General features: G+C 63.8%; 23 protein-coding genes. 8 read left to right on the top strand and 15 right to left on the bottom strand.

The genetic code is table 11. The annotated features are described in order from the left end of the window. The first annotated feature begins 124 nt into the window (after window positions 1-124). Window positions 125-2,458 carry a putative bifunctional diguanylate cyclase/phosphodiesterase gene (locus VGO12_RS19125; RefSeq protein WP_327514332.1) on the top strand — a complete coding sequence of 778 codons (2,334 nt, stop codon included), beginning with the start codon at window positions 125-127 and terminating at the stop codon, window positions 2,456-2,458. A 138-nt stretch (window positions 2,459-2,596) separates the two neighbouring features. Then, window positions 2,597-3,385 (top strand): L,D-transpeptidase family protein, encoded by a 789-nt coding sequence (locus tag VGO12_RS19120; RefSeq protein WP_327514331.1) that lies wholly within the window; start codon window positions 2,597-2,599, stop codon window positions 3,383-3,385. A 48-nt stretch (window positions 3,386-3,433) separates the two neighbouring features. Here the strand turns inward: VGO12_RS19120 and VGO12_RS19115 are convergent, their stop codons facing one another. Next, on the bottom strand, window positions 3,434-3,907 hold the full coding sequence (locus VGO12_RS19115; protein WP_327514330.1) for a MarR family transcriptional regulator: 474 nt from the start codon (window positions 3,905-3,907) through the stop codon (window positions 3,434-3,436). Window positions 3,908-4,023: 116 nt separating this feature from the next. Between VGO12_RS19115 and VGO12_RS19110 the strand changes: the two genes are divergently transcribed. Then, entirely contained in the window at window positions 4,024-4,446 is a 423-nt protein-coding gene (locus tag VGO12_RS19110) for an organic hydroperoxide resistance protein (protein WP_104667730.1), read from the top strand. 158 nt (window positions 4,447-4,604) lie between these two features. Further along, a complete protein-coding gene (locus VGO12_RS19105) occupies window positions 4,605-4,853 on the top strand; it encodes a hypothetical protein (protein ID WP_327514329.1) in 249 nt (82 codons plus the stop codon). A gap of 24 nt (window positions 4,854-4,877) precedes the next feature. Here the strand turns inward: VGO12_RS19105 and VGO12_RS19100 are convergent, their stop codons facing one another. Beyond that, window positions 4,878-5,090: an alkylphosphonate utilization protein gene (locus VGO12_RS19100; RefSeq protein ID WP_327514328.1), complete on the bottom strand. Its 213-nt coding sequence runs from the start codon at window positions 5,088-5,090 to the stop codon at window positions 4,878-4,880. 89 nt (window positions 5,091-5,179) lie between these two features. After that, window positions 5,180-6,742: a helicase HerA-like C-terminal domain-containing protein gene (locus tag VGO12_RS19095; protein WP_327514327.1), complete on the bottom strand. Its 1,563-nt coding sequence runs from the start codon at window positions 6,740-6,742 to the stop codon at window positions 5,180-5,182. Window positions 6,743-7,082: 340 nt separating this feature from the next. On the opposite strand from VGO12_RS19095, the gene VGO12_RS19090 reads away from it, so the two are divergent. Continuing rightward, window positions 7,083-7,475, top strand: coding sequence for a hypothetical protein (locus tag VGO12_RS19090; protein ID WP_327514326.1), 393 nt, complete (start codon window positions 7,083-7,085; stop codon window positions 7,473-7,475). A gap of 84 nt (window positions 7,476-7,559) precedes the next feature. On the opposite strand, the gene VGO12_RS19085 is transcribed toward VGO12_RS19090, so the two are convergent. Then, window positions 7,560-8,762: a CynX/NimT family MFS transporter gene (locus VGO12_RS19085; RefSeq protein ID WP_327514325.1), complete on the bottom strand. Its 1,203-nt coding sequence runs from the start codon at window positions 8,760-8,762 to the stop codon at window positions 7,560-7,562. Beyond that, window positions 8,762-9,394 carry an NAD(P)H:quinone oxidoreductase gene (gene wrbA / locus VGO12_RS19080; protein WP_327514324.1) on the bottom strand — a complete coding sequence of 211 codons (633 nt, stop codon included), beginning with the start codon at window positions 9,392-9,394 and terminating at the stop codon, window positions 8,762-8,764. The genes VGO12_RS19085 and wrbA overlap by 1 nt, the downstream gene beginning before the upstream one ends. A 106-nt stretch (window positions 9,395-9,500) precedes the next feature. Between wrbA and VGO12_RS19075 the strand changes: the two genes are divergently transcribed. Continuing rightward, window positions 9,501-10,406: a LysR family transcriptional regulator gene (locus VGO12_RS19075; protein WP_327514323.1), complete on the top strand. Its 906-nt coding sequence runs from the start codon at window positions 9,501-9,503 to the stop codon at window positions 10,404-10,406. A gap of 36 nt (window positions 10,407-10,442) precedes the next feature. On the opposite strand, the gene VGO12_RS19070 is transcribed toward VGO12_RS19075, so the two are convergent. The 3 genes from VGO12_RS19070 to VGO12_RS19060 form a co-directional block, all read right to left on the bottom strand. Next, window positions 10,443-11,609, bottom strand: a complete 1,167-nt coding sequence (locus VGO12_RS19070; protein WP_327514322.1) for an MFS transporter — start codon at window positions 11,607-11,609, stop codon at window positions 10,443-10,445. Window positions 11,610-11,728: 119 nt separating this feature from the next. Further along, window positions 11,729-12,565, bottom strand: coding sequence for an aldo/keto reductase (locus VGO12_RS19065; protein ID WP_327514321.1), 837 nt, complete (start codon window positions 12,563-12,565; stop codon window positions 11,729-11,731). A 101-nt stretch (window positions 12,566-12,666) separates the two neighbouring features. Then, entirely contained in the window at window positions 12,667-13,848 is a 1,182-nt protein-coding gene (locus VGO12_RS19060; RefSeq protein WP_327514320.1) for an MFS transporter, read from the bottom strand. A gap of 141 nt (window positions 13,849-13,989) precedes the next feature. Here VGO12_RS19060 and VGO12_RS19055 point away from each other — a divergent pair, with 141 nt between their 5' ends. After that, window positions 13,990-14,883 (top strand): LysR family transcriptional regulator, encoded by an 894-nt coding sequence (locus VGO12_RS19055; RefSeq protein ID WP_327514319.1) that lies wholly within the window; start codon window positions 13,990-13,992, stop codon window positions 14,881-14,883. Between the two features lie 28 nt (window positions 14,884-14,911). Here VGO12_RS19055 and tam read toward each other — a convergent pair whose 3' ends face one another. The 6 genes from tam to VGO12_RS19025 all read right to left on the bottom strand — a co-directional run bounded on the left by tam (window position 14,912) and on the right by VGO12_RS19025 (window position 19,554). Further along, a complete protein-coding gene (tam, locus tag VGO12_RS19050; RefSeq protein WP_327514318.1) occupies window positions 14,912-15,685 on the bottom strand; it encodes a trans-aconitate 2-methyltransferase in 774 nt (257 codons plus the stop codon). Between the two features lie 11 nt (window positions 15,686-15,696). Further along, the gene (locus VGO12_RS19045) at window positions 15,697-16,359 is read right to left on the bottom strand and encodes a haloacid dehalogenase type II (RefSeq protein ID WP_327514317.1); all 663 of its coding nucleotides are present in this window, start codon (window positions 16,357-16,359) and stop codon (window positions 15,697-15,699) included. A gap of 191 nt (window positions 16,360-16,550) precedes the next feature. Further along, on the bottom strand, window positions 16,551-17,111 hold the full coding sequence (locus VGO12_RS19040) for a phosphatase (protein ID WP_327514316.1): 561 nt from the start codon (window positions 17,109-17,111) through the stop codon (window positions 16,551-16,553). 106 nt (window positions 17,112-17,217) lie between these two features. Beyond that, window positions 17,218-17,901 carry a YoaK family protein gene (locus VGO12_RS19035; RefSeq protein ID WP_327514315.1) on the bottom strand — a complete coding sequence of 228 codons (684 nt, stop codon included), beginning with the start codon at window positions 17,899-17,901 and terminating at the stop codon, window positions 17,218-17,220. Window positions 17,902-17,989: 88 nt separating this feature from the next. Further along, window positions 17,990-19,030, bottom strand: coding sequence for a zinc-dependent alcohol dehydrogenase family protein (locus VGO12_RS19030; RefSeq protein ID WP_327514314.1), 1,041 nt, complete (start codon window positions 19,028-19,030; stop codon window positions 17,990-17,992). Next, window positions 19,027-19,554, bottom strand: a complete 528-nt coding sequence (locus VGO12_RS19025) for a GNAT family N-acetyltransferase (protein ID WP_327514313.1) — start codon at window positions 19,552-19,554, stop codon at window positions 19,027-19,029. The genes VGO12_RS19030 and VGO12_RS19025 overlap by 4 nt, the downstream gene beginning before the upstream one ends. Before the next feature lie 154 nt (window positions 19,555-19,708). On the opposite strand from VGO12_RS19025, the gene VGO12_RS19020 reads away from it, so the two are divergent. After that, on the top strand, window positions 19,709-20,590 hold the full coding sequence (locus VGO12_RS19020; RefSeq protein WP_327514312.1) for a branched-chain amino acid aminotransferase: 882 nt from the start codon (window positions 19,709-19,711) through the stop codon (window positions 20,588-20,590). 57 nt (window positions 20,591-20,647) lie between these two features. On the opposite strand, the gene VGO12_RS19015 is transcribed toward VGO12_RS19020, so the two are convergent. After that, window positions 20,648-21,160: a hypothetical protein gene (locus tag VGO12_RS19015; protein WP_327514311.1), complete on the bottom strand. Its 513-nt coding sequence runs from the start codon at window positions 21,158-21,160 to the stop codon at window positions 20,648-20,650. Window positions 21,161-21,317: the final 157 nt, after the last annotated feature.

Below are 21,317 nucleotides of genomic sequence, written 5' to 3'. Positions count from 1 at the left end.
TGGCGATTGCAACCTCTGCACGATTTTTCTACAAGTTATTTAGGAAGGGCTAACTCTTGCTCGTCTAACGTGAAGTGGGGAAAGATCGACCAGCGACGCGGCGAAGCGCGTCGGGAGGCCTTGCTTGGCGAAGAACACGTCCCGCAATCCACGATACGCTGCCTTGAACGCCGGCGGCAACGAGGACACACGGCGCCTGATTGCGGCCAGCACCCGGCTGGCGGAGGAGGTGGCGCGGATCTTTCCGAGCGAGCCAGACATCGCAGACCGCCACTACTGGTTGGAAACGATGATCAATCACGTGCCCGACTACATCTATGCCAAGGATGTCGAGGGGCGGTTTCTCATTGCCAACCAGGTGACCGTTGCCGACAACGGGCTTGAGGCGCTGAAGGACATCGTCGGCAAGACCGATTTCGATCTCCACCCGCCGCAGATGGCCAAGGCGATCGCCGACATCGAGCGGCGCGTGATCGAGACCGGCGAGCCGATCTTCGGCATCGAGGAGCGCGCGATCGTCAGCAAAGGCCGCGATCGCTGGCTGATGACCTCGAAGGTGCCGCTGCGCAACAAGCGCGGCAAGATCGTCGGCGTCGTCGGCGTGTCGCGCGATATTTCCGATCGCAAGGCGGCCGAGCGCCTGCTCGAAGGCCAGGCCCGCCTGCTTGAGATGATCGCCAAGGGGCGGCCGCTCGACGAGTTCTTTCGCGACATGATCCTGCTGATCGAGGCGCTGATGCCTGGGATCAAGGGCTCGGTGCTGCTTTTGTCGGCCGACGGCCGCTATCTCTTCCACGGTGCAGCGCCAAGTCTGGAAGAAAGCTATTGCCAGACGATCCACGGCGTCGAGATCGGCCCCAAAATGGGGTCGTGCGGGACCGCCGCCTGGCTGGGCGAACAGGTGATCGTCTCGGACATTCTGGTCGATCCGCTCTGGGACGACTACCGCGAGCTCGTGCGCCCCTATGGCTTCCGCTCCTGCTGGTCGACGCCGATCCATTCGCGCGAGCGCAAGGTGCTTGGTACCTTCGCGCTCTATTCCGGCTCTGTCTGCGTGCCCGACGACGGGCAGAAGGAGCTGATCGCGATGGCGGCGCATCTCGCCGGTATCGCCATCGAGCGCAAGCAGGCGGAAGATCGCATCAGCTTCATGGCGCACCACGACGCGCTGACGGGCCTGCCGAACCGGGCCCTGTTTGAAGAGCAGGTCGCCGAGGCCCTCGAAGTGTTGCGTGGCACTGGCCAATGGGCCGTGCTTGCCTTCCTTGACCTCGACAATTTCAAGCTGGTCAACGACACGCTTGGCCATGCCGCCGGCGACGAGTTGCTGAAGGTCACCGCCGCGCGCATGCGGGCCTCGGTGCGCAAGTCCGACATGGTCGTGCGGGTGGGTGGGGATGAGTTCATCCTGCTCCTGAATGGGCTTCCGTGCGAGCGTGACATCGTGCTTGCGCGGCTGGAGGACATCCGCCGGGCGGTCGCAGCGCCCATGCAGATCGAGGGGCGCAGCCTCCAGGTCACCTGCAGCATGGGTGTCGCCTGTTTCCCCAATCAAGGCAGCACGGTCGGCGAACTGCTCGCCAATGCCGATATGGCGATGTATCGCGCCAAGGAACTCGGCCGCAACAATCTGCAGGTTTTCACCGAGGAAATGGCCGCCAAGGCGCATGAGAAGCTGCGGCAGCAGGAAGAGTTGCGCAGCGCACTCGCCCGGGAGGAGTTTTTCCTGCAGTTTCAGCCTCAGATGAACCTTGCCACGGGCCGCGTCTTTGCGGCCGAGGCGTTGTTGCGCTGGCACCATCCGGAGCGAGGCACGATCTCGCCGGCAGACTTCATTCCGCTGGCCGAGGAAACCGGGCTGATCGTGCCGATCGGCGATTGGGTGCTTCGCGCCGCCTGTCGCCAGGCGAGAGCCTGGCAGGATAGCGGCATGCCGTCGATGATTGTCAGCGTCAACGTATCGGCGCGTCAGTTCCGCGAGCGCAACTGGGCTGGCCATGTCGCACAGATTCTGGCCGAAACGGAGCTTGACCCCTCCTGCCTTGAACTGGAGCTGACCGAGAGCCTGATCATGCAGGATGTTCCAGGTGCCATCGCGACCATGCACGAACTGCAGACGATCGGGGTGCATTTGGCGATCGACGATTTCGGCACCGGCTATTCAAGTCTGAGCGCGCTCAAGCGTTTCCCGGTGCGCCGACTGAAGATCGACCGCTCCTTCGTCGCCGATATCCCGGCCGATCTCGATGACAAGGCCATTACCGCCGCGATCATCTCGCTGGCGCAGAACCTCGGGCTGCGGGTCATTGCCGAAGGTGTGGAAACGCAGGCCCAGGTGGAATTCCTGCGGCAAAGCGGCTGCGACGAGATTCAGGGTTACTTCTTCAGCCGGCCGCTGTCCGCACCGGATTTCGAGGCATTGATGCGTCAGCCGCGGTTCGCAATCCACAGCGTTTGAGCCTTCGAAGCCCGCGGCGCAAGCTTCGTTCCAGCCGTAAATGCAAGCATCGCCCCGATCCGTGGGGGCTGTGCGTAGCATTTCGTTAAGCAAATTCATGCAGCACTCCTCAAGCCGCACTCAAGCCCCCAGAGTTCGATGTCCTCTTCAGTCCTTTTTTCCCGCCGCCAGTTTCTTCGCACCTCCGGGGTGGCGCTCGCCTCTGCCGGTCTTGCAAGCTGCACCTCGTCGATGAACACGGACGTCTTTCGTTATGAGACGGCGCCGGTCTATCGCAATCCTGCCCTCGAGGGCCGTTTCGCCGATCCGCGTGGCGAGGGCGTCTATGACAGGGCGATCGGGGAGGGGCCGCTGCCGACCGGGCTGCCGCCGCAGGGCCTCTACGTTTCGGACATCTATGCCAGCGTCAGTGACGGCGGCTATCAGGTCCCGGAAATCCCCTACCGCCAGATCGACGCCCGCTTCTATCGCCAGGAAGTCAGCGATCCCTTCGGCGAACAGCCCGGCACGATCGTCGTCGATACCGGCGACCGCTATCTCTATCTGATCCAGCCGGGAGGCCGGGCGCTGCGATATGGGGTCGGCCTCGGTCGGGAAGGGTTCGCATGGTCCGGTCGAGGCGTGATCCAGTGGAAACAAAAATGGCCGCGCTGGACCCCGCCCGACAGCATGGTCGCCCGCCAGCCGCAGTTGAAACCCTATGCGGCAAGCAACGGCGGCATGGCGCCGGGACTCAACAATCCATTGGGCTCGCGCGCGCTCTACATTTTCCAGAACGGCCAGGACACGCTTTATCGCGTGCACGGCACGCCGGAATGGAAGTCGATCGGCAAGGCCGTGTCGTCGGGCTGCGTGCGTATGCTCAACCAGGATGTGATGGATCTTTACGATCGCGTGCGCGGCAAGGCGCCGATCCTTGTCATCTGATCACGGAACGGCAGGGTCCGTCCCGCGTGGCGTCTTCGTACGTCGCGATCAGTCTCCGTGTCCGGAGCTCAGCTGACGCGTCAATTGATGCAGCGTCTCGCGGATTTCTCCCGCCTCTTCCAGGCTGCAACCCGATGCCTTGCCGATGTCCGCGAGAATGCCGAAGGCTTCGTTCTTCAGCTTCAGGCCCTTTTCCGTCAGCCGCACGATCACCTGCCGCTCGTCGCCCGGATCCCGTTGTCGCCCGACATAACCTGCCGCCTCCAGCCGCTTCAACAGCGGCGACAGGGTTCCTGAATCCAGTCCGATCTCCTCGCCGATGCGCTTGACGGTCATTTCGTCCTGTTGCCAGAGCGCCAGCAGCACGAGATATTGCGGATAGGTGAGGCCGAAACGATCGAGCAGTGGCTTGTAAGCGCGGTTGAAGGCGTGCGCCGCCGAATAGACGGCAAAACACAGCTGCTTGCCGAGCGCCAGTGCCTCCTCCGGGAGGTCGGGAAGTTGTGCTGTCTTGTTCGCCATCCCCGCATTCTCGCGCAAAGCAGCGGAAAATGCAATTTGCAAAATTAATTTGCGTACAATTGAATTTTGCGCTATCTAACTTCGCATCCCATTGCAAACCGTAAAGGAGAACGCCAATGCCCATTCTTTATCGCACCACTGCTTCCGCAACCGGCGGCCGCGCTGGCCAGGCCAAGAGCGCCGATGGCGTCCTCGATGTGACCCTCACCGTGCCGAAGGAACTCGGCGGCGACGGCGCACGCGGCACCAATCCCGAGCAACTCTTTGCTGCCGGCTATTCGGCCTGCTTCCTCGGCGCGCTGAAGTTCGTCGCCGGCAAGGAAAAGGTAAAGCTTCCGGAAGACACGACCGTGACGGGAACCGTCGGCATCGGCCCGCGCGAGGATGGCACCGGCTTTGGTATCGACGCGGCCCTGCAGATCTCCTCGCCGGGCGTTGACAAGGCCGTTCTCGAAGACCTGGTCCAGAAGGCCCACATCGTTTGCCCCTACAGCCATGCGACTAAGGGCAACATCGACGTCAAGCTGACGGTCGCCTGAGGCAGCCGCACCTGAAACGGCAAAAGCCCGGCGGATGTTTCCGCCGGGCTTTTGCGTTGAAAGAGGGGGCCGCATTCGCGATCTGTCGCGCATGAGAGTTTGGCCTGTCTGGAACCGCGTCGACGCTCTCGGCGTTTTAGGGGCAGGAGAACACTCGAATGATCGCTGCACCGAAAACCATCAGACCCAGAGGCGCGCGCGCGAAGCGCGACCTCGAATGCCAGTTTGCGATCCGTGAAGAATTCGACCTGCTGACCGATCTCGCCGAGCGGTTGGGGTGGCATTGCGACGAGATCGCGCTCGGCCTCCTGGAACTGGTCGAGGATTATGTTTCGGTAAGCCGCTCCGGTCTGACGCGGGGCGCGCTGCCAGGCAGCTTGTCACCAGCGAGCAAAACGCGCCATTGACGCCGACCCATCTGCGTCTCTGCGTCAAGCCTTTTTCAGGAATTCGGTGCGCAGCACCAGCCCCTTGATCTTTTCGACCCGGCACTCGACTTCGTCGGGGTTGTCGGTCAGGCGAATGCCCTTGACAACAGTCCCGCGCTTCAGCGTTGTCGATGTTCCCTTGACCTTCAGATCCTTGATCAGGGTGACGTTGTCGCCATCCGCAAGGATGGCGCCGTTCGAGTCCTTTACGTCCACGATGATGTTCCTTTCTAAATGAAGACGCGCCCCGATCGTAACCGGAGCGCGCGTGAATGTCCGACCTGCTTTGTCGCAGGTCACATCGATTATCGGCGGCTGAGGCTGCCGAGGATGCCGCGCACCAGCGCTCTGCCGACCTGGGTGGCGACGGTTCTTGCGACCGATTTCATCGCCGCTTCGACGACTGTCTCGCGCTGATAGCCGGAACTGCGCGGGCGGGCCTGCTTGCCCGCCGGGGCCGCCGGCTCATCATCGCCGAAGCCGGGCAATGTCCAGCCGCTGCCGCCGGTATTGGCCTGGGTCGTCTGTTGTTCGGCCTCGGCCTGCGCATCGGCCGCCTTCTTGGCGCGGGCGGTGAGCATTTCATAGGCCGACTCGCGGTCGAAATCCTCATCGTAAAGGCCGCGCACCGGGCTGACATCCATGACCTTCTGCCGCTCGGCTTCGGTCAACGGGCCGACGCGCGACTGCGGCGGGCGCACGAGCGTGCGCTCGACCATCGAGGGTGCACCCTTGCCTTCGAGCGTGGAGACCAGCGCCTCGCCGGTGCCGAGATTGGTGATCACGGTGGCGCAGTCGAATTCAGGGTTCGGGCGGAAGGTGTCGGCGGCCGTCTTCACCGCCTTCTGGTCGCGCGGGGTATAGGCACGCAGCGCATGCTGCACGCGGTTGCCGAGCTGGCCAAGCACCGTGTCCGGCACGTCGAGCGGGTTCTGGGTGACGAAGTAGACGCCCACACCCTTGGAGCGGATGAGGCGCACCACCTGCTCGACGCGCTCGATCAGCGCCTTCGGCGCGTCGTTGAAGAGCAGATGCGCCTCGTCGAAGAAGAACACCAGCTTCGGCTTGTCCGGGTCGCCGACCTCAGGCAGCTCCTCGAACAGTTCCGAAAGCAGCCAGAGCAGGAAGGTGGCATAGAGGCGCGGGTTCATCATCAGCTTGTCGGCGGCGAGAACCGAAATCGCGCCACGCCCGTCATTGGTCGTGCGCATGATGTCGGAGATCTTCAGCGCCGGCTCGCCGAAGAAATGCTGGGCGCCCTGCTGTTCGAGGATCAGGAGCTCGCGCTGGATCGAGCCGACCGACGCCTTGGAAATGAAGCCGTACTGGTTGGAAAGCGCGCTGGCATTCTCACCCATGTAGTTGAGCAGCGCCTGCAGGTCTTTCAGGTCGAGCAGCGGCAACCCACCCTGATCGGCAATCTTGAAGGCGATGTTGAGCACGCCTTCCTGCGCGTCCGTCGCATTCATCAGCCGTGACAGGAGCAGGGGGCCCATCTCGGACATGGTTGTGCGGACGCGGTGGCCCTTTTCGCCATAGAGGTCCCAGAAGATCACCGGGAATTCCTGGAACTCGTAGGGATTGGTTGGCAGGCCGATCTGTTCGGCGCGCTTGGTGATGAAGTCCTTGGGCTCGCCGATCGCGCCGATGCCGGAGAGATCACCCTTGACGTCGGCACAGAAAACCGGAACGCCGGCATTGGCAAAGCCTTCGGCGAGAATCTGCAAGGTGATGGTCTTGCCGGTACCAGTCGCGCCGGTGATCAGGCCATGGCGGTTGCCGAATTTGAGCTCCAGGTACTCGCCCTTGTTGATCGAATCATCAGGCTTGCGGCTGGCGCCGATAAAGAGCTTGCCTTCTTCCAACATGTGGGCTTCATCTCCGTTTTATCAATGAAAGCGGGCGGTTCGCGGTTCCCCGCAAGTGCCCGTCATCGAAATGTGGCTGGCTCTATGTTATAGGTGGTGCGCTTGCGCCCGGCAACAAGACTGTGTCAGCCTGCAACCGGAAAGGTGACGCGGATATCGCGGGCCATCCGCTGCCTTGCCATCAACTTGGCGCGGTGAAGCCTTAGTGTTCCGATGGTGGCGCCAAGGCCAAAAACGGACGAGCAAAACCGGTGTCGTCGGGCCGTTCGCAGCTTGTCATCGCCGATATGATCATTTACCTTGACGTCAACGTCAAAAATCCAAGTGAGGGAGTTTTTCCATGAATGAACTGGTCACGCGCGTCGCTGAGAATGTCGGCATCGAGCCGGCGACGGCCGAAAAGGCTGTCGGCATGATTCTCGGCTTCCTGCAGCGCGAAGCCGCTGACGGTCCGGTTGCGCAGATGATCGAAGCGATCCCGGGCGCCTCCGACCTCATCGCCCAGTACAATGGCGAAGGGTCGGGTGGCGGCGGCCTGCTCGGCGGCCTGATGTCGGCCATCGGCGGCGGCGGCGTCATGGCACTCGGCCAGCAGCTGATGAGCCAGGGCCTCGGCATGGGCGAAATCACCGGCCTTGCCAAGGAAACCATTGCATTTGCCAAGGAAAAGGCTGGCGCCGACGTCGTCGACGAAGTCGTCGCCTCTGTTCCGGGCCTCAGCCAGTTCGTCTGATCGCAGGCACGGTCGCCTTGAATACCGAACCCACCGGTGGCAAGCCGGTGGGTTTTTCTTTGCCGCATCGTTCGACCGGTGGCTTCAGGGCTGCTGCGCTTTGGTTCGCAGCCTTCGTTCGAGTGTTGCTGAAAGCACAATGAAGATCAGGGCGCCGGTGCCTATAAATGCGGCGCCGGAGGACCAGCCGTAACGCTCGATCGCGGTCCCGACCGCAACGGGACCGACGAGCTGTCCCAGATTGCTGCCCTGCATCAAAAGCCCCATCGCCAACGGTGCAAGGGCCGGACGGGGCGAGAGGATCGGAACCGTCGAGATCAGCGTTGCGGGGATCATGCCGCCGATCGCCGAAAACAGGATGCAGAGCGCGAGCATCAGGTGCCCGCCCGACTGGCCGAGGAAGATCCATAGCCCGAAGACACCCATCAGCACCGCGGCGGTCGCCACGACCCGGCCGCGCGCAAAGCCGTGCGACAGCAGATGACCGGCTGTCAGATTGCCGATCACATTGACCAGCGTGATGATCGCGCCAAGAACCCCGACTGTCCCGAGCGAGAGATGCAGGCGCTCGACCAGAAGGATCGGCAGGAAGCTGAAAAGCGTGAAGGTCATCAGGCTGTAGAGCGAGAACATCACGAAGATGAGGATCGGCCCGGCGCTCGCAAGTGTTTCCTTCACGTCGTCTCGCAAACTGCCGACGACCTGCAGCATTGCACGAGGCGCAGACACTGAAACGACGATCGACAGCAGGCTTGCGAGCGTGATCAGCCCGTTGCTCCACCAGATCGCATGCCAGCTGGGAAAGAGCGGGCCGGTCAGCATGGCGGTCGCCATGCCGGCCGGCATGAAGCAGCTCCACAGGGCAAAGACGAGATCGCGCCGGTCGGCGGCGACGAGCCGCATCAGAATGGCCGGCCCGGCCACGACGACGAGCAGGAAACCGAAGCCCTCGATGATGCGTGAAAGCAGAAGCAGGGTGAAGGTCTGGCTTGCCGCGCCCAGGAAGCTGCCGAGCGCAAGCATCGCCATCCCGACCCCAAGCAAGCGGCGATCGCCGATGGCTGCGACGATCGCACCTGCTGGCATGCCGCCGACGACACCGACGACGGCAAAGACGGAGGTGACCCAGCCGAGCGTCGCCAGATCGATGCCGAGGTCGGCCTGCAGCATGGGGCCGGCAATCAGCCCCTTGCCGACCTGCATCGCGGCGACGATGCCGGCGATAACGACAGCCGTAACGCCAACCCAATCGGTCCTGTGCCGGACCGGCGCGCTTGCGGCATTCATCACGCGGTCTCCATCACCCGCGCGCGCCCGGCGACCAGTGCTGCCGCCAGTTCCGCGACGTGACGGCCCTGAAAGCGCGCGCCCTCGAGCTCGTTCTGGCTCGGCTGGCGGTCGCCGCCGTTGCCGTCATCGGCCAGCGTCGATGCGCCATAAGGCGATCCGCCGGTGATTTCGTCCATGCGCATCTGGCCCTTGAAGCTGTAGGGAAGGCCAGTGATCACCATGCCGAGATGCAGGAGCACCGTGTGGGTGGCGACGATGGTCGTTTCCTGGCCACCGTGCTGGCTGCCGGTCGAGGTGAAGACGCTGCCGATGCGCCCGACGAGCGCATCGCGGGCCCACAGGCCGCCCGCCTGGTCGAGAAAGTTCTTCATCTGGGCCGCCATGTTGCCGAACCGCGTCGGCGTACCGATGATGATCGCGTCATAGTCGGGCAGCTCAGCGACCGTCGCGATTGGCGCCTCCTGATCGCGCTTGTAACCGGCCCTGACGGCGACGGCTTCGGGCACGATTTCCGGAACGCGCCTGAGGGCGACGCTGGCGCCGGCTGCGCGGGCACCTTCGGCGACCGCCTTGGCCATGGTCTCGATGTGGCCGTAGGAGGAATAGTAGAGGACGAGCACCTTGGTCATCTCATTTTCTTTCTGCTTGTAGATTGCGGGTCACAGAAAAGATGGGTGCTTTTTCCGATCTGTTGGAGTGATATAAATTTCATCAATCTGATCTACGGAATCGATCATGTTGGATGCCCTGACACTTGACCAGATGCGCACGTTCGTGACCGTTGGCGAAAGCGGTAGTTTCCGCGGCGGCGCGGCCAGGCTCTCGCGGGTGCAGTCTGCCGTCAGCCATGCCATCGCCAATCTGGAAGCGCAGCTTGGCGTCGCCCTGTTCGATCGCTCGGGCCACAGGCCTGTGCTGACTCCGGAAGGGCAGGCGTTGCTCGCAAACGCCCGCGACATCCTGTTGCGTGTCGATGCGATGCGCGCCCGCGCGCGTGGACTCGGTGAGGGTATCGAGCTCGAACTCTCGCTGATCGTCGACACGCTGTTTCCGGTGGAGGCCATCGGCGCGGCACTGACGGACATGCGCAGCACCTATCCCAATGTCTCGATCCGGCTTGCGGTCGCGCCGCTCGGCGGGCCGCTTGACGGTCTCGTCGAGCGGCGGTTTACCTTGGGTATCACCGTGGGCGAGGATTTTCGCGACCCGGCCATCGCGCGCCGGGCACTGACCACCGTCGGGATCGTGGCGGTCGTCGCAGCACATCACCCGCTGGGCCGGCGTGCCGGCGGTGGCGCACTTGAGAACGCCGAGCTTGCCGACCATCTGCAGATCGTCCTGTCCGATCCGTCGCAGCGAACCACGGGGCGTGATTTCGGCGTGCTGTCGCCGCAGACCTGCCGCGTCAACAGCCAGGACACCAAACACGCGATGATCCGCTCGGGCCTGGGTTGGGGTCGCTTGCCTTTCTGGCAGGTTGAACGGGACCTCGACGAAGGAAGGCTGGTGCGCATGCCGACGGCAGCACTCGGGCGCAACAGCCAGGTTGGCGCCGAAGCCTACCTGATCCACCGCATCGACGAGCCGCTCGGGCCTGCCGCCCGCGTCTTTGGCGAGGCGCTTGCGCGGCTTTGCCGCTAGAGCGGCGTGCGTTCATACGAACGCACAAAGGAAGCCCTAGGAAGAACGGCGGCCGGCCGCGGCGAAAACCAGCGTGAAGATCACGAGCACGACACCGACGCCGATCGGGCCGGCGACGGGGGTGATGAAATTCATCAAGGCGCCGGTTGCGCCGGATCCGGCGGCACTGCCGGCGGCATAGGCAAGCGAGAAAGCGGCGCTGCCGGCGACGAGCATGCTGCCGCGGTATTCTTCCCCGAGCATGGTGAGCGCCGCCGTATAGAGCGCGAAGCTGGCCGCGCCGATGAAGGCGAACGTCAAAAGCAATGCGACGTCGGACGAAAGGAAAGGCACAAGCAGGTAGCCCGTGGCGGCGACCGCCGCTGCCGAGACGGCCACTCTTCGCCGCGGCAGCCGATCGAGCAGCACGCCGATGAAGGGCTGCGCGAGCGCCGTCGGTATGGCGAGCGCGGTGACACTGAGGGCCGCAAACGCCTGGCTGTGTCCGGTCTTGACGAAGTAGACGGGCATCGCCGAGATCGCCGCGATATCGGCGAAGCCGAACATCAGCACCATCAGGATCAGGATCGGCGCCTTCTTGAAAAAGGAAAAGAGGTCGCGCGTCGACGAGGGCTCGGGCCGCGTGCGCGCGCCCATGGTCAGAAGCCCGGTGAGGAAGGCGACGAGCGCGATATAGATGGCCAGAAGCGCAAAGCCGAGGCCGCCGCTGGTTCCGAGCAACGGAATTGCAAGCGGGCCGGCAGCAAATCCGCCGCACATGCCGGCGCCGTAAAGGCCGGAGACGCGGCCGCGCAGCCGGTCCGGGCAGGCGGTGTTCAGCCAGGCTTCGCCGAGCATGAACACCAGGCTCACGAAGAAACCGAGCGCAAAGCGGGCGACAAACCAGATGGCGAGTTCGGAGGTGGAAGCAAGAGTGGCAAGGCAGATGGAGCAGCCGATGAGGCTCGCGATGATCAGCCTGTCGGCCGAGGCGAGCCGGGTCAACCGGCCAAGAAGCAGGGTCGCCGCACCGAGTCCGGCGGCAAAGGCCATGGCATTGAGCCCGATCACGCCGGCGGAAACACCGCGGCTTTCGAGCGAGAGCGAGATCAGCGGATAGGTGAGGCCCTGCGCGACGGAGAACGCGGTGACACCGAGAACCACGGCGACGATCGCCGGCCAGTCGGGGGCAAAGTCTATCGCCTCAGCATCCTGTAACGACATCGCCCCCTCCCTCTGATCGGTGTCTTTGAGGCGATGTCCATAGCCTATCCGCCGCCGGCTGCAAATGGACCGGCGGCGAATTGATCAGCGCTGACAGCGCTGCCGGGCGTGTAGCGACCTCAGGCGGCCTTGTCCCAGACGGGCGCCAGTCCCTCCGGGTTGACGATCCGTCCGTCGGGACGCGCCAGCGCGTGGATGGCAGCCATCTCGCCATCGCCGAGCGCGAAGTCGAAGATCGCGAAATTCTCCTTGAGCCGATCGATGGTCGCGGTCTTGGAAAGCGTGATCACGTCCTTCTGCTGCACCAGCCAGCGCAGCGTCACCTGGGCGGCGGTCTTGCCGTGGCGCGCGCCGATCTCCTTCAGGAGCGGATCGTTCGGCACCTTGCCGTTCGCCATCGCATAATAGGCGGTGATCGACATGCCGTGCTTGCGGGCGGTCTCAAGCACCTTGGTCTGGTCGAGATAGGGATGATATTCGACCTGGTTGGTGGCGATCGGCGCGTCGCTGAGCTTCACGGCCTCTTCCATCTGGGCGGTGTTGAAGTTGCTGACGCCGATGTGGCGGACCTTGCCGGCCTTGTGCACCTCGTTGAGTGCGCCGATGCGCTCGGCCATCGGCACGTCGCTGCCGCCCGGCCAGTGCAGGAGAAGCAGATCGACGTGATCCGTCTTCAACTTTTTCAGGCTCTCGTCGACGGAGGCGAGGAAATCGCGGTGTGTGTATTTGTCGACCCAGACCTTTGTGGTGAGGAAGATGTCGGCGCGCGAAACGCCCGACATGTGGATGGCTTCACCGACCTCGGCTTCGTTGCCGTAGATCTGGGCCGTGTCGACGTGGTGGAAGCCGAGCTTCAGCGCCTCGGGCAGGACGCGCAGCACGTCGGCGCCGGGCATGCGGAAGGTGCCGAAGCCGAGCGCCGGAATGTTGGCGCCGTTGGAATTGACGGAATGCATGGCGGGTAACTCCTTGTATTTGGCATTATCAGGCGTGCGCCCGGCCGCACCGGCCGGGCGTGAAAAGAACGATGCTATAGGTGGTCTTCGGACCCCGTTGTTCAAGCCACCTGGTAGGTGGCCCCGGTCCGACGATCAAGAGCGCCACTCACGAGGGTCAGAAGCAATGCGGCGGCAACCAGCAGGGCGCCGATGAGAGGTGTCACGCCAAGGCCGAGCGGCGAGGCGACGATAACGCCGCCAAGCCAGGCGCCGACGGCGATGCCGAGGTTGAAGGCCGCAATGTTGAGGGCGGATGCGACATCGACGGCGCCCGGGCGATACTGCTTGGCGAGCTGCACCACATAGAGCTGCAGACCCGGCACGTTGGCAAAGGACAGGAAGCCGAGGGCGGCGAGCGTGATCAGCGTGAGCACCGGCGACGGCGCCGTGAAGGTGAAGAGGACCAGCACGGCCGCCTGCGCCAGGAACAGTCCGACAAGAGCCTTGACCGGGTCACGGTTGGCGATCCGGCCGCCGGCGACGTTGCCGATGGCGATCGCGACGCCGTAGAGCACCAGGATCAGGCTGACGGCGCCTTCGGACAACCCGGTGATCTCCTGCAGGATCGGCGCAAGGAAAGTGAAGGCGACGAAGGTGCCGCCATAGCCGAGCGCGGTCATGGCGAAGACGATCAGCAGGCGTCCCGAACCGAGTACGCGCACCTGATCGATGAGTTTTGCCGGCGGGGCCTTCTTCAACGTGTTCGGCAACAGCGCGGCGATGGAAAGGAGCGCGACGACGCCAAGGCCGGTGACGGCCCAGAAGGTGGCGCGCCAGCCGAAGGTCTGGCCGATCCAGGTGCCGAGCGGCACGCCGGTGACGATCGCGACGGTCAGCCCCATGAACATCATGGCGATGGCGGATGCGCGGCGATCCTCGGGGACGAGATCGGCGGCGATGGTCGAGCCGACAGAAAAGAACACGCCATGGGCAAAGGCGGAGATGACGCGGGCGACGAGCAGCGGCTCGTAGCTTGGCGAAAGTGCGGCCGCCGCATTGCCGACGACGAACAGGGCCATCAGCCCGATCAGAAGCGGCTTGCGCGCGATGCGGCCGGTGAGCGCCGTCAGCACCGGTGCGCCGAAGGTGACGCCAAGCGCATAGACGCTGACGATCAGGCCGGCGAGCGGCAGGGTGATGCCGAGATCGTTGGCGACCGTCGGCAGCAGGCCGACGATCACGAATTCCGTGGTTCCGATCGCATAGGCCGCGATCGTCAGGGCGAGGAGTGCAATAGGCACGACAAAACCTTTCCCGCCCGCTTGGGAGGAGCAGGGCGCGTTGGTGATTGATGAAGTCGAGCGGAATATGAGGCTTTGCACTTCGCATGATAATACGCATAATCATCCAAGCGATTGTGAATTTGTTTCAAAGGACGCGACATGGACAACCGGGCGGGAGAGATGGAGGTTTTCGTGACCGTATCCGAGACCCGCAGTTTTTCGGCCGCCGCCCGGCGGTTGAAACTGTCGCCGTCCGCTGTCAGCAAGCTGGTGACCCGCATTGAAGATCGCCTCGGCACGCGTCTTCTCGTGCGTTCCACCCGAACGCTGCAACTGACGCCCGAGGGTGAGGTCTATGTCCAGCGGGCCCAGCGCATCCTTTCGGACATCGCAGAGACCGAGCATGTGGTTGCCGCCGGCGGCCGCATGGCGCCCCGCGGGCTCCTGAGGGTCAACGCCGCCGTCGGCTTCGGCGAGCGCTACATCATGCCGCTCGCCCCCGAGTTCCTGGCGCGGTATCCCGACGTCCAGCTCGACCTGACGCTGACCGACAGCATGATCGACGTCGTCGGCGAGCGGACGGACGTGGCGATCCGCACCGGCCCCTTGCGCGATTCATCCCTGAAGGCGCGCAAGTTGATGGAAAGCCGGCCGGTGGTGATCGCTTCGCCCGTCTATCTGGAAAAGCATGGGGTGCCGCAGGCGCCTGAAGACCTCGACGCTCACAATTGCATCCGCTTCAACTTCCGCCGCAGCGTCGACGAGTGGGCCTTCCGCCGGCCGGGACAACCGGCCGTGGAGCACCGCACGGTGTCGGGCAACATGCAGGTTTCGAGCGGCTCGATCGTGCGCCAGCTTTGCCTTGCCGGTGTCGGCATCGGCCGCATCGGCCGCTTTCACGTTGAACGGGATTTCGAAGCGGGAACGCTGGTGCCGCTGCTTGAGGACTACCGGTCGGGCGAGATCGAGATTGTCTACGCGGTCTATGCCGGACACGAGCATCTCGCCGCCCGTATCCGCGCCTTCATCGATTTTCTCGCCGACCGCATGTGACCTCGCGGCGGATCGCTTCGGCGACGCCTCAGCCCGCCTTCACCGCCACGACGAAGAGCCTCGGGAAGCGCAGGAGCACCCTGCCGTCGTTCATGGCCGCATAGGCGGCACGGATACGGTCGGTGTAGGCGGCCAGAAAGCGGTCGCGCTGCACCTCGGGAAGGGCGTCGAGATAGGGTCTGAGGCCCGTCGCCTTTACCCATTCGACGATCGCCTCGGCATTGGCGAGGCGATGGTAGTAGATCGTGTGCCAGACCTCGATGCTCGCCGCCTGCGCGGCCAGCGCCTGAACGTAGGTCGCGGGCGTCGGAAGGGGATTGCGGCGTATGGTCCTGCCGGCAAAGGCATCGGCGAATTCTGCGCTGCGCGCCGTCTCCTCCATCAGGAGATGCGACGGCTCGCCGACATTGTCCGGCATCTGCACGGCGAGCGAACCACCAGCGGCAAGGGCGGACATCAGTCGCTCGAAGACGGCGAGATGGTTTGGCAGCCACTGGAAAACGGCATTGCCGTAAAACAGCGAAGCGCCCTCAGGCGGGATCCAGTTGGCGAGGTCCGCCTTTTCGAAGGTGATCCCGGGCAGCCGTTTCGCCGCTGCGACCAGCATGTTGTCATCGCTGTCGAGACCGGTGAGCGTGGCCTCGGGAAAGCGATCGCGGATCAGTTCTGTGGAGTTTCCCGGGCCGCAACCGAGGTCGAAGGCAGGGCCATCGGGCAGGTCGGGCACCTGAGCCAGAAGATCGCGGGCGGGTCGGGTGCGTTCGTCTTCGAACTTCAGGTATTGCGCGGGCGACCAGACCATCAAGAACTCCTTCAGATGCCGAATTGCAGACTTTCAAGCGAGGGCAGGATCAGGGCCGGCCCGTGATCGCGATATTCGTCGGGCATGTCGGCCCGGTTGATCCAGACGGTCCGGAACCCGAATCTGGTCGCGCCGGCGATGTCCCATCGGTTTGACGACTGAAACGAGACCGCATGCGGGTAGAGCCGATAGCTGGTGGTCACCAGATCGTAGACTGCAGGCGCCGTCTTGAAGGCCTTGACCGCGTCGACGGAAAAGACGTCGTCGATGACGATGTCGAGCGCTGCGTTGCGGACAGCGGACGCAAGCATGGCCGGCGAACCGTTGGAAAGGATGGCGATGCGCGCACCGCGTTCCTTCAGCCCTTTGAGGACCGCAGGCACTTCCGGGTAGCAGTCGAGCGTCCAGTACGCGTCGAGCAGGCGCTTGCGAAGGGCAGGGTCGGCTGAGGGAAAGCGCGCGAAGGCATAGTCGAGCGACTGTTCGGTCAACTGCCAGAAATCCTGATAGCTTCCCATGAGGGAACGCACCCAGGAGTATTCGAGCTGCTTGGCGCGCCATAGTTCGGAAAAAGCCTGTCCGTCGGGACCGATCTCCTGCGCATGGTGCCTGACGGCCGCGTGCACGTCGAAAAGCGTGCCGTAGGCGTCAAACACGTAGGCTGCATGAGACATCGTTTCCTCCCGTCAGGTGCTCTTGGCGCCGACGGGATAAAAGCCAGATCGTCCCGTCAAAGCCCGTCCGAAAACAAGAGCTTACCGCATCATTCCCGAACGGAGGCATCAGTGTCGCCGTTCTTTTTCCGGATCATGGCAAATCTTTGTGCGTCGCACAACGGGTTGTAATCGCCGCGAGGTCTTTCGCTTCACGCTTTGCCCGGCTTCCAGACCTTGGCAGGAAAGCGCAGGGCCTGTTTGGCGAGCTTGCCTTTCAGTCCGAGCGCCGTGTCCGAGAGGTTGACCACATGCCGGTTCGGCTTGGCCTCCGGGCGGAGTGCATGCAGGGCGGCTGCCGCTTCTTCCGGTGGCATGTAGCGTGCAAGGATCCCGAGCGTGAGCGCGGTGGCGCGGCCGATGCCCCTCAGGCAATGGACGAGCAGGTGCGCGTCCTTGGGCAGGCGATCGACGAAGGCGAAGCTCTGTTCGATCGAAGCGGCGCTTGCTGCATCCGGCGCGTCGGGATCGGTGGTGTCGCCGAAATAGAGCTCCAGGTGACGCTCCGGCGGCAGCTCGATCATCGACAGCAGCCGGCTGCCTGGCGCGCGGATCGAGATCAGGTGTGTCGGCGCCCAGAGCGCCCGGTTGTGCCGTGCCTCGGTCTGCGAGCTGACGATCACCCGGATCGGCCAGCCGGACGGATGCGCCGGATTGGCGTTGAGAACGGGATGGTAGAGTTCATCCGTGGTAACGGCTGCCGCAAGCGCCATGGCAGGACCTCGCTCGTGATTCTTCTGTGCCGATTTTGCCCTGAAACCCGGTCCGGCTTAAGGGCAAAATCTTGGGGGACCTGAAAAGCGTCACCGGCGGTGAGGTTCAGTTCGGATGCATGTACCGTTTCGACCAGCGCGACGGCACCAGGACGGTCGCCAGTGCGAGCCCGGTGCTAAGCGCGAAAGAGGCCCACAGGGCGGCTGCGCCAAAGTGGCGCTGCAGGACGGCGCCCGCGACCGCGCCTGCAAACATGCCGAGCCAGGGGACGATCTGCACCAGCCATTGCCGATTGCGGTTGCCGAGCAGGAAGCGGCCGAGCCCCCGACCGAAGCGCGACAAGGCGCCGGTCACATAGGTCAGGCCGATCGGCAGACCCTCGATCTGTTCGACTGCCGCGTTGACGAGGCCCATCGCCAGCACGATGCCATAGAAATAGACGGGGCCAGGCATAAAGGCGCCGAAACCGGCGCAGGTCATCAGCACCAGACTGACGGTCGAGAGGACCCCGACGACGCCGAGCCGGGCGGCCACGATCACCCCCATCGCATTGCCGATGACAAAGGTTGCAAGGGCGCCGAGCAGCAGCATGGCGCCTGAGACGTTGCCGTCGCCGAGCGCGATGGCCGCCCGGGTGGTGTTGCCGCTCATGAAGGAGACGAAATCGCCGATGCTCAAGAGCCCGATTGCATCGGTCATGCCGGCGAGAAACGAGATCGTCGCGGCAACGGCGAGCGCGGTTCCGGTGCGCTGTCGCCTGATCAACCTTCGTCGCCTCGCGATCGTCATCTGCCTTGCTCCCGATTTAGAGCAAGGCTAGCGCAACAGGATGGTGAGTCGGAACAGCGCCCCACTTTGTTTGCTTGCCGCTCGGTGATCAGAAGCGCGTGATCACGCTGATGCCGAGATCGGTGGCGCGATCCATGGCAACGAGGGCGGGGACCGCCTCTTCGAGCGAGATCTCCCGGCCGATCAGTTGCTGTGGCTTCAATCTGCCATCGGCAATCATCGCCAGCATGGCATCGTAGCGCCAGGCCTGCATGCCGTGGCTGCCATAGATCTCGAGCTCATGGCCGATCACCTGCGCCATCGGGATCTGAGGTGTCGCCTGGTCGCCGAGCATCAGCCCGACCTGCACGTGACGGCCGCGTCTTCTGAGGTTCTTGATCGAGTTGAAGCAGGTCACGGGATTGCCGAGCGCGTCGATCGACACATGGGCGCCGCCACCGGTGATCTCCTTGACGGCTTGCGCAACGTCGTCGACCTCGCGGCTGTTGATGGTCGCAACGGCACCGAGCTTGCGGGCGAAGTCCAGCTTGTCCGCGGCGATGTCGATCGCGATCGGCTGTGCGCCGAGCGCTGCCGCAATCATGATTGCTGAAAGCCCGACGCCGCCGCAGCCGTGCACCGCCACCCATTCACCGCCCTTGACCTTCGCCTGGTCGGCGACGGCGCGAAATGACGTGGCGAAGCGGCAGCCGAGGCTTGCGGCGGTCGTGAACGCCATGCTCTCGGGCAGGTGCACCAGGTTCTGGTCGGCAAAGTCCAGCGCGACATACTCGGCAAACGAGCCCCAATGGGTAAAGCCCGGCTGGAACTGCGCCTCGCAGACCTGCTGGTTTCCGGAGCGGCATTCGCCGCAGCGACCGCAACCGGAGACGAAGGGCACGGTCACGCGGTCGCCGACCTTGTAGCGCATGACGCCGCGGCCGGTGGCGGTGACGACGCCGGCAAGCTCGTGACCCGGCACGTGCGGCAGGCGAATGTCGGCGTCATGGCCCATCCAGCCGTGCCAGTCGGAGCGGCAGAGGCCGGTTGCCTCCACCTTGACGACCACGCCGTTTTCCGTCGGCGTCGGATCGGGAAGCGTGCGGATCTCCGGCAGCTTTTCGAAGGCGTCGTAATACATGGCTCTCATCGGGATGCTCCTTGTCCTTGAGGCGCGTCGCGGCCGTCGATGTGTCGCGCCATCAGGATCTCGTCGACCTCTTTCTCTCCGTCGAACATGCCGCCCGGCACCCGGCCGATCTCGCGAAACCCTTCGCGGGTATAGAAACGGATGGCGGCGGGATTGTCGGCACGCACGACCAGTTCCAGAAGGCGGATGCCGGACCTGCGGGCATGGTCTGTCAGATGGGCTAGGAGCTCCCGCGCCATGCCGGAACCACGCGCTTCGTCGCGCACGTAGACCATGATGATCGTTGCCCGGTGCGCCAGCCGGCTGGCGCGTTCACGCATCAGGCCCATGATGCCGGCAGGCTCATCTCCCTCGAGCGCGACGAAGACGGCGTTGGCCGTCAGCCGCTGTTGCCATTCTTCCGTCGAAAGCCGTTCCCAGTCGGCAGCCGTCGAAGCGAAGGCCTCCGGGACGCGGTTGAGCGCCTCCAGCCTGATGTGACGAAAGATCTCCACGTCGTTCTGGTCTAGATGTTTGATGCGCACGGCTTCTCCCCTCTTTAGATGCGAGAGACTAAGCGAGAGGCCATGCCCGCACCAGAATGGCCGCCATGACATTTTTTGATAGAACCATTCACCACGATGCTGTTTTTTCGGGTTATGCCGAAGAACGAGAACAAAAAACCTGAAGGAGACGCCGATGGCCGTCGATACATCCCCCCGCTCAGTGACCTGGACCTATGTCGACGGTGAATGGCTGTCGGGCAACCCGCCGCTGATCGGCCCGACCTCGCACGCGATGTGGCTGGGCTCGACGGTGTTCGACGGCGCCCGCGTCTTTGACGGCGTGGCTCCCGATCTCGACCTGCATTGCCAGCGCGTCAATCGCTCGGCCATTGCGCTTGGTCTGAAGCCCACCATGTCGGCCGAGGAGATCGAGGCGCTGACCTGGGAGGGCACGAAGAAATTCGACGGCAAGACCGCGCTCTATGTGAAGCCCATGTATTGGGCCGAACACGGTGCAGCCGGCGTCGTCGCCATCGACCCGGAATCGACTCGCTTCGCCCTCTGCCTGTTCGAGGCGCCAATGGGCAATGGCCATGACGGCTCGTCGCTGACGCTGTCGCCGTTCCGCCGGCCGACGCTGGAGTCGATGCCGACCGACGCCAAGGCCGGCTGCCTTTATCCCAACAATGCCCGCATCCTGACCGAAGCGCGTTCACGCGGTTTCGACAACGCGTTGGTGCGCGACATGCTCGGCAACATCGCCGAGACCGGTTCGTCCAACGTTTTCCTGGTCAAGGACGGGATCGTCTATACGCCGGCCGCCAACCGCACCTTCCTCGCAGGCATCACCCGGTTTCGCGTGATGTCGCTCTTGCGCGAGGCGGGCTTCGAGGTGGTCGAGGCGACACTCACCATGGCCGATTTCGAGGCGGCCGACGAGATTTTCACCACGGGCAACTACTCCAAGGTGTTGCCCGTTACCCGGCTTGAAAGCCGCGATCTGCAGGCCGGTCCGGTCGCAGCCAAGGCGCGTGACCTCTACATGGACTGGGCGCACGCTGCCCGCGACGTCTGATTGCCTGCAAAGTTTCAGCGCGGTCCAATGGGCGGTACTGGGGTATCGACTGTAAGACTACGAGCGTGGAGTGCGCGCCGTGACCACGGCGCGCTTGTGGATCATGTACGCCTGTACCGTCAGGCCTGCGAGGAAGATCACCAGCCAGGCGAGAAGCGTCGTCTGCACGATCGGCGATTCCGGTCCGCTCGCCAGCGGCTGCGAGACCGGCAGGCGCTTCAATGTTTCGGCGATTGCCGGCACGATCAGCAGGAAATAGGTGAATGAGAGGCCGAACGTCTTGAGGTAGGGCTTCAGGCGGCCGACAAATTCAAGCCGATCGATGGCGAGACTTCCTGCGATCACCGCCAGCGCGACGATACCGAGCGCATGGCCAGCATTGAAGCCCCCGGTGCTGGAAAGCCCGGCAGAGGTCAGGACCGTGAGCACCAGCGTGGCGAGGTAGATCTTGCCGGAGCGGGTGGACGGAACAATCGCACCGTAACGGGAAAAGCCATAGAGGCCCGCAACGACGGGCGCGAGGCTGATCGCCGTATGGATGATGCCGAGCGTGGAAAGTGGATTTGCCATGATCATGCTCCTTGTTGCGGTCGACCGACTAGTTGGTCGAAGTGAGTTTAAAAGAGAAACGCGATGATTTCAGCTGCCATCGCGCCCGGTTGCGAAGATTTCTAGCGCCGCCATCCCTGGGCTGCCGTTCCCGCGGGAACAGGCGCGCGGACCGGAC

Origin of the sequence: Ensifer sp. (genome assembly GCF_035999135.1) — a bacterium.
Classification (GTDB): Bacteria; Pseudomonadota; Alphaproteobacteria; order Rhizobiales; family Rhizobiaceae; genus Ensifer.
Note: the sequence above shows the minus strand (reverse complement) of the source record. Positions and strands in the feature narration are given on the sequence as shown.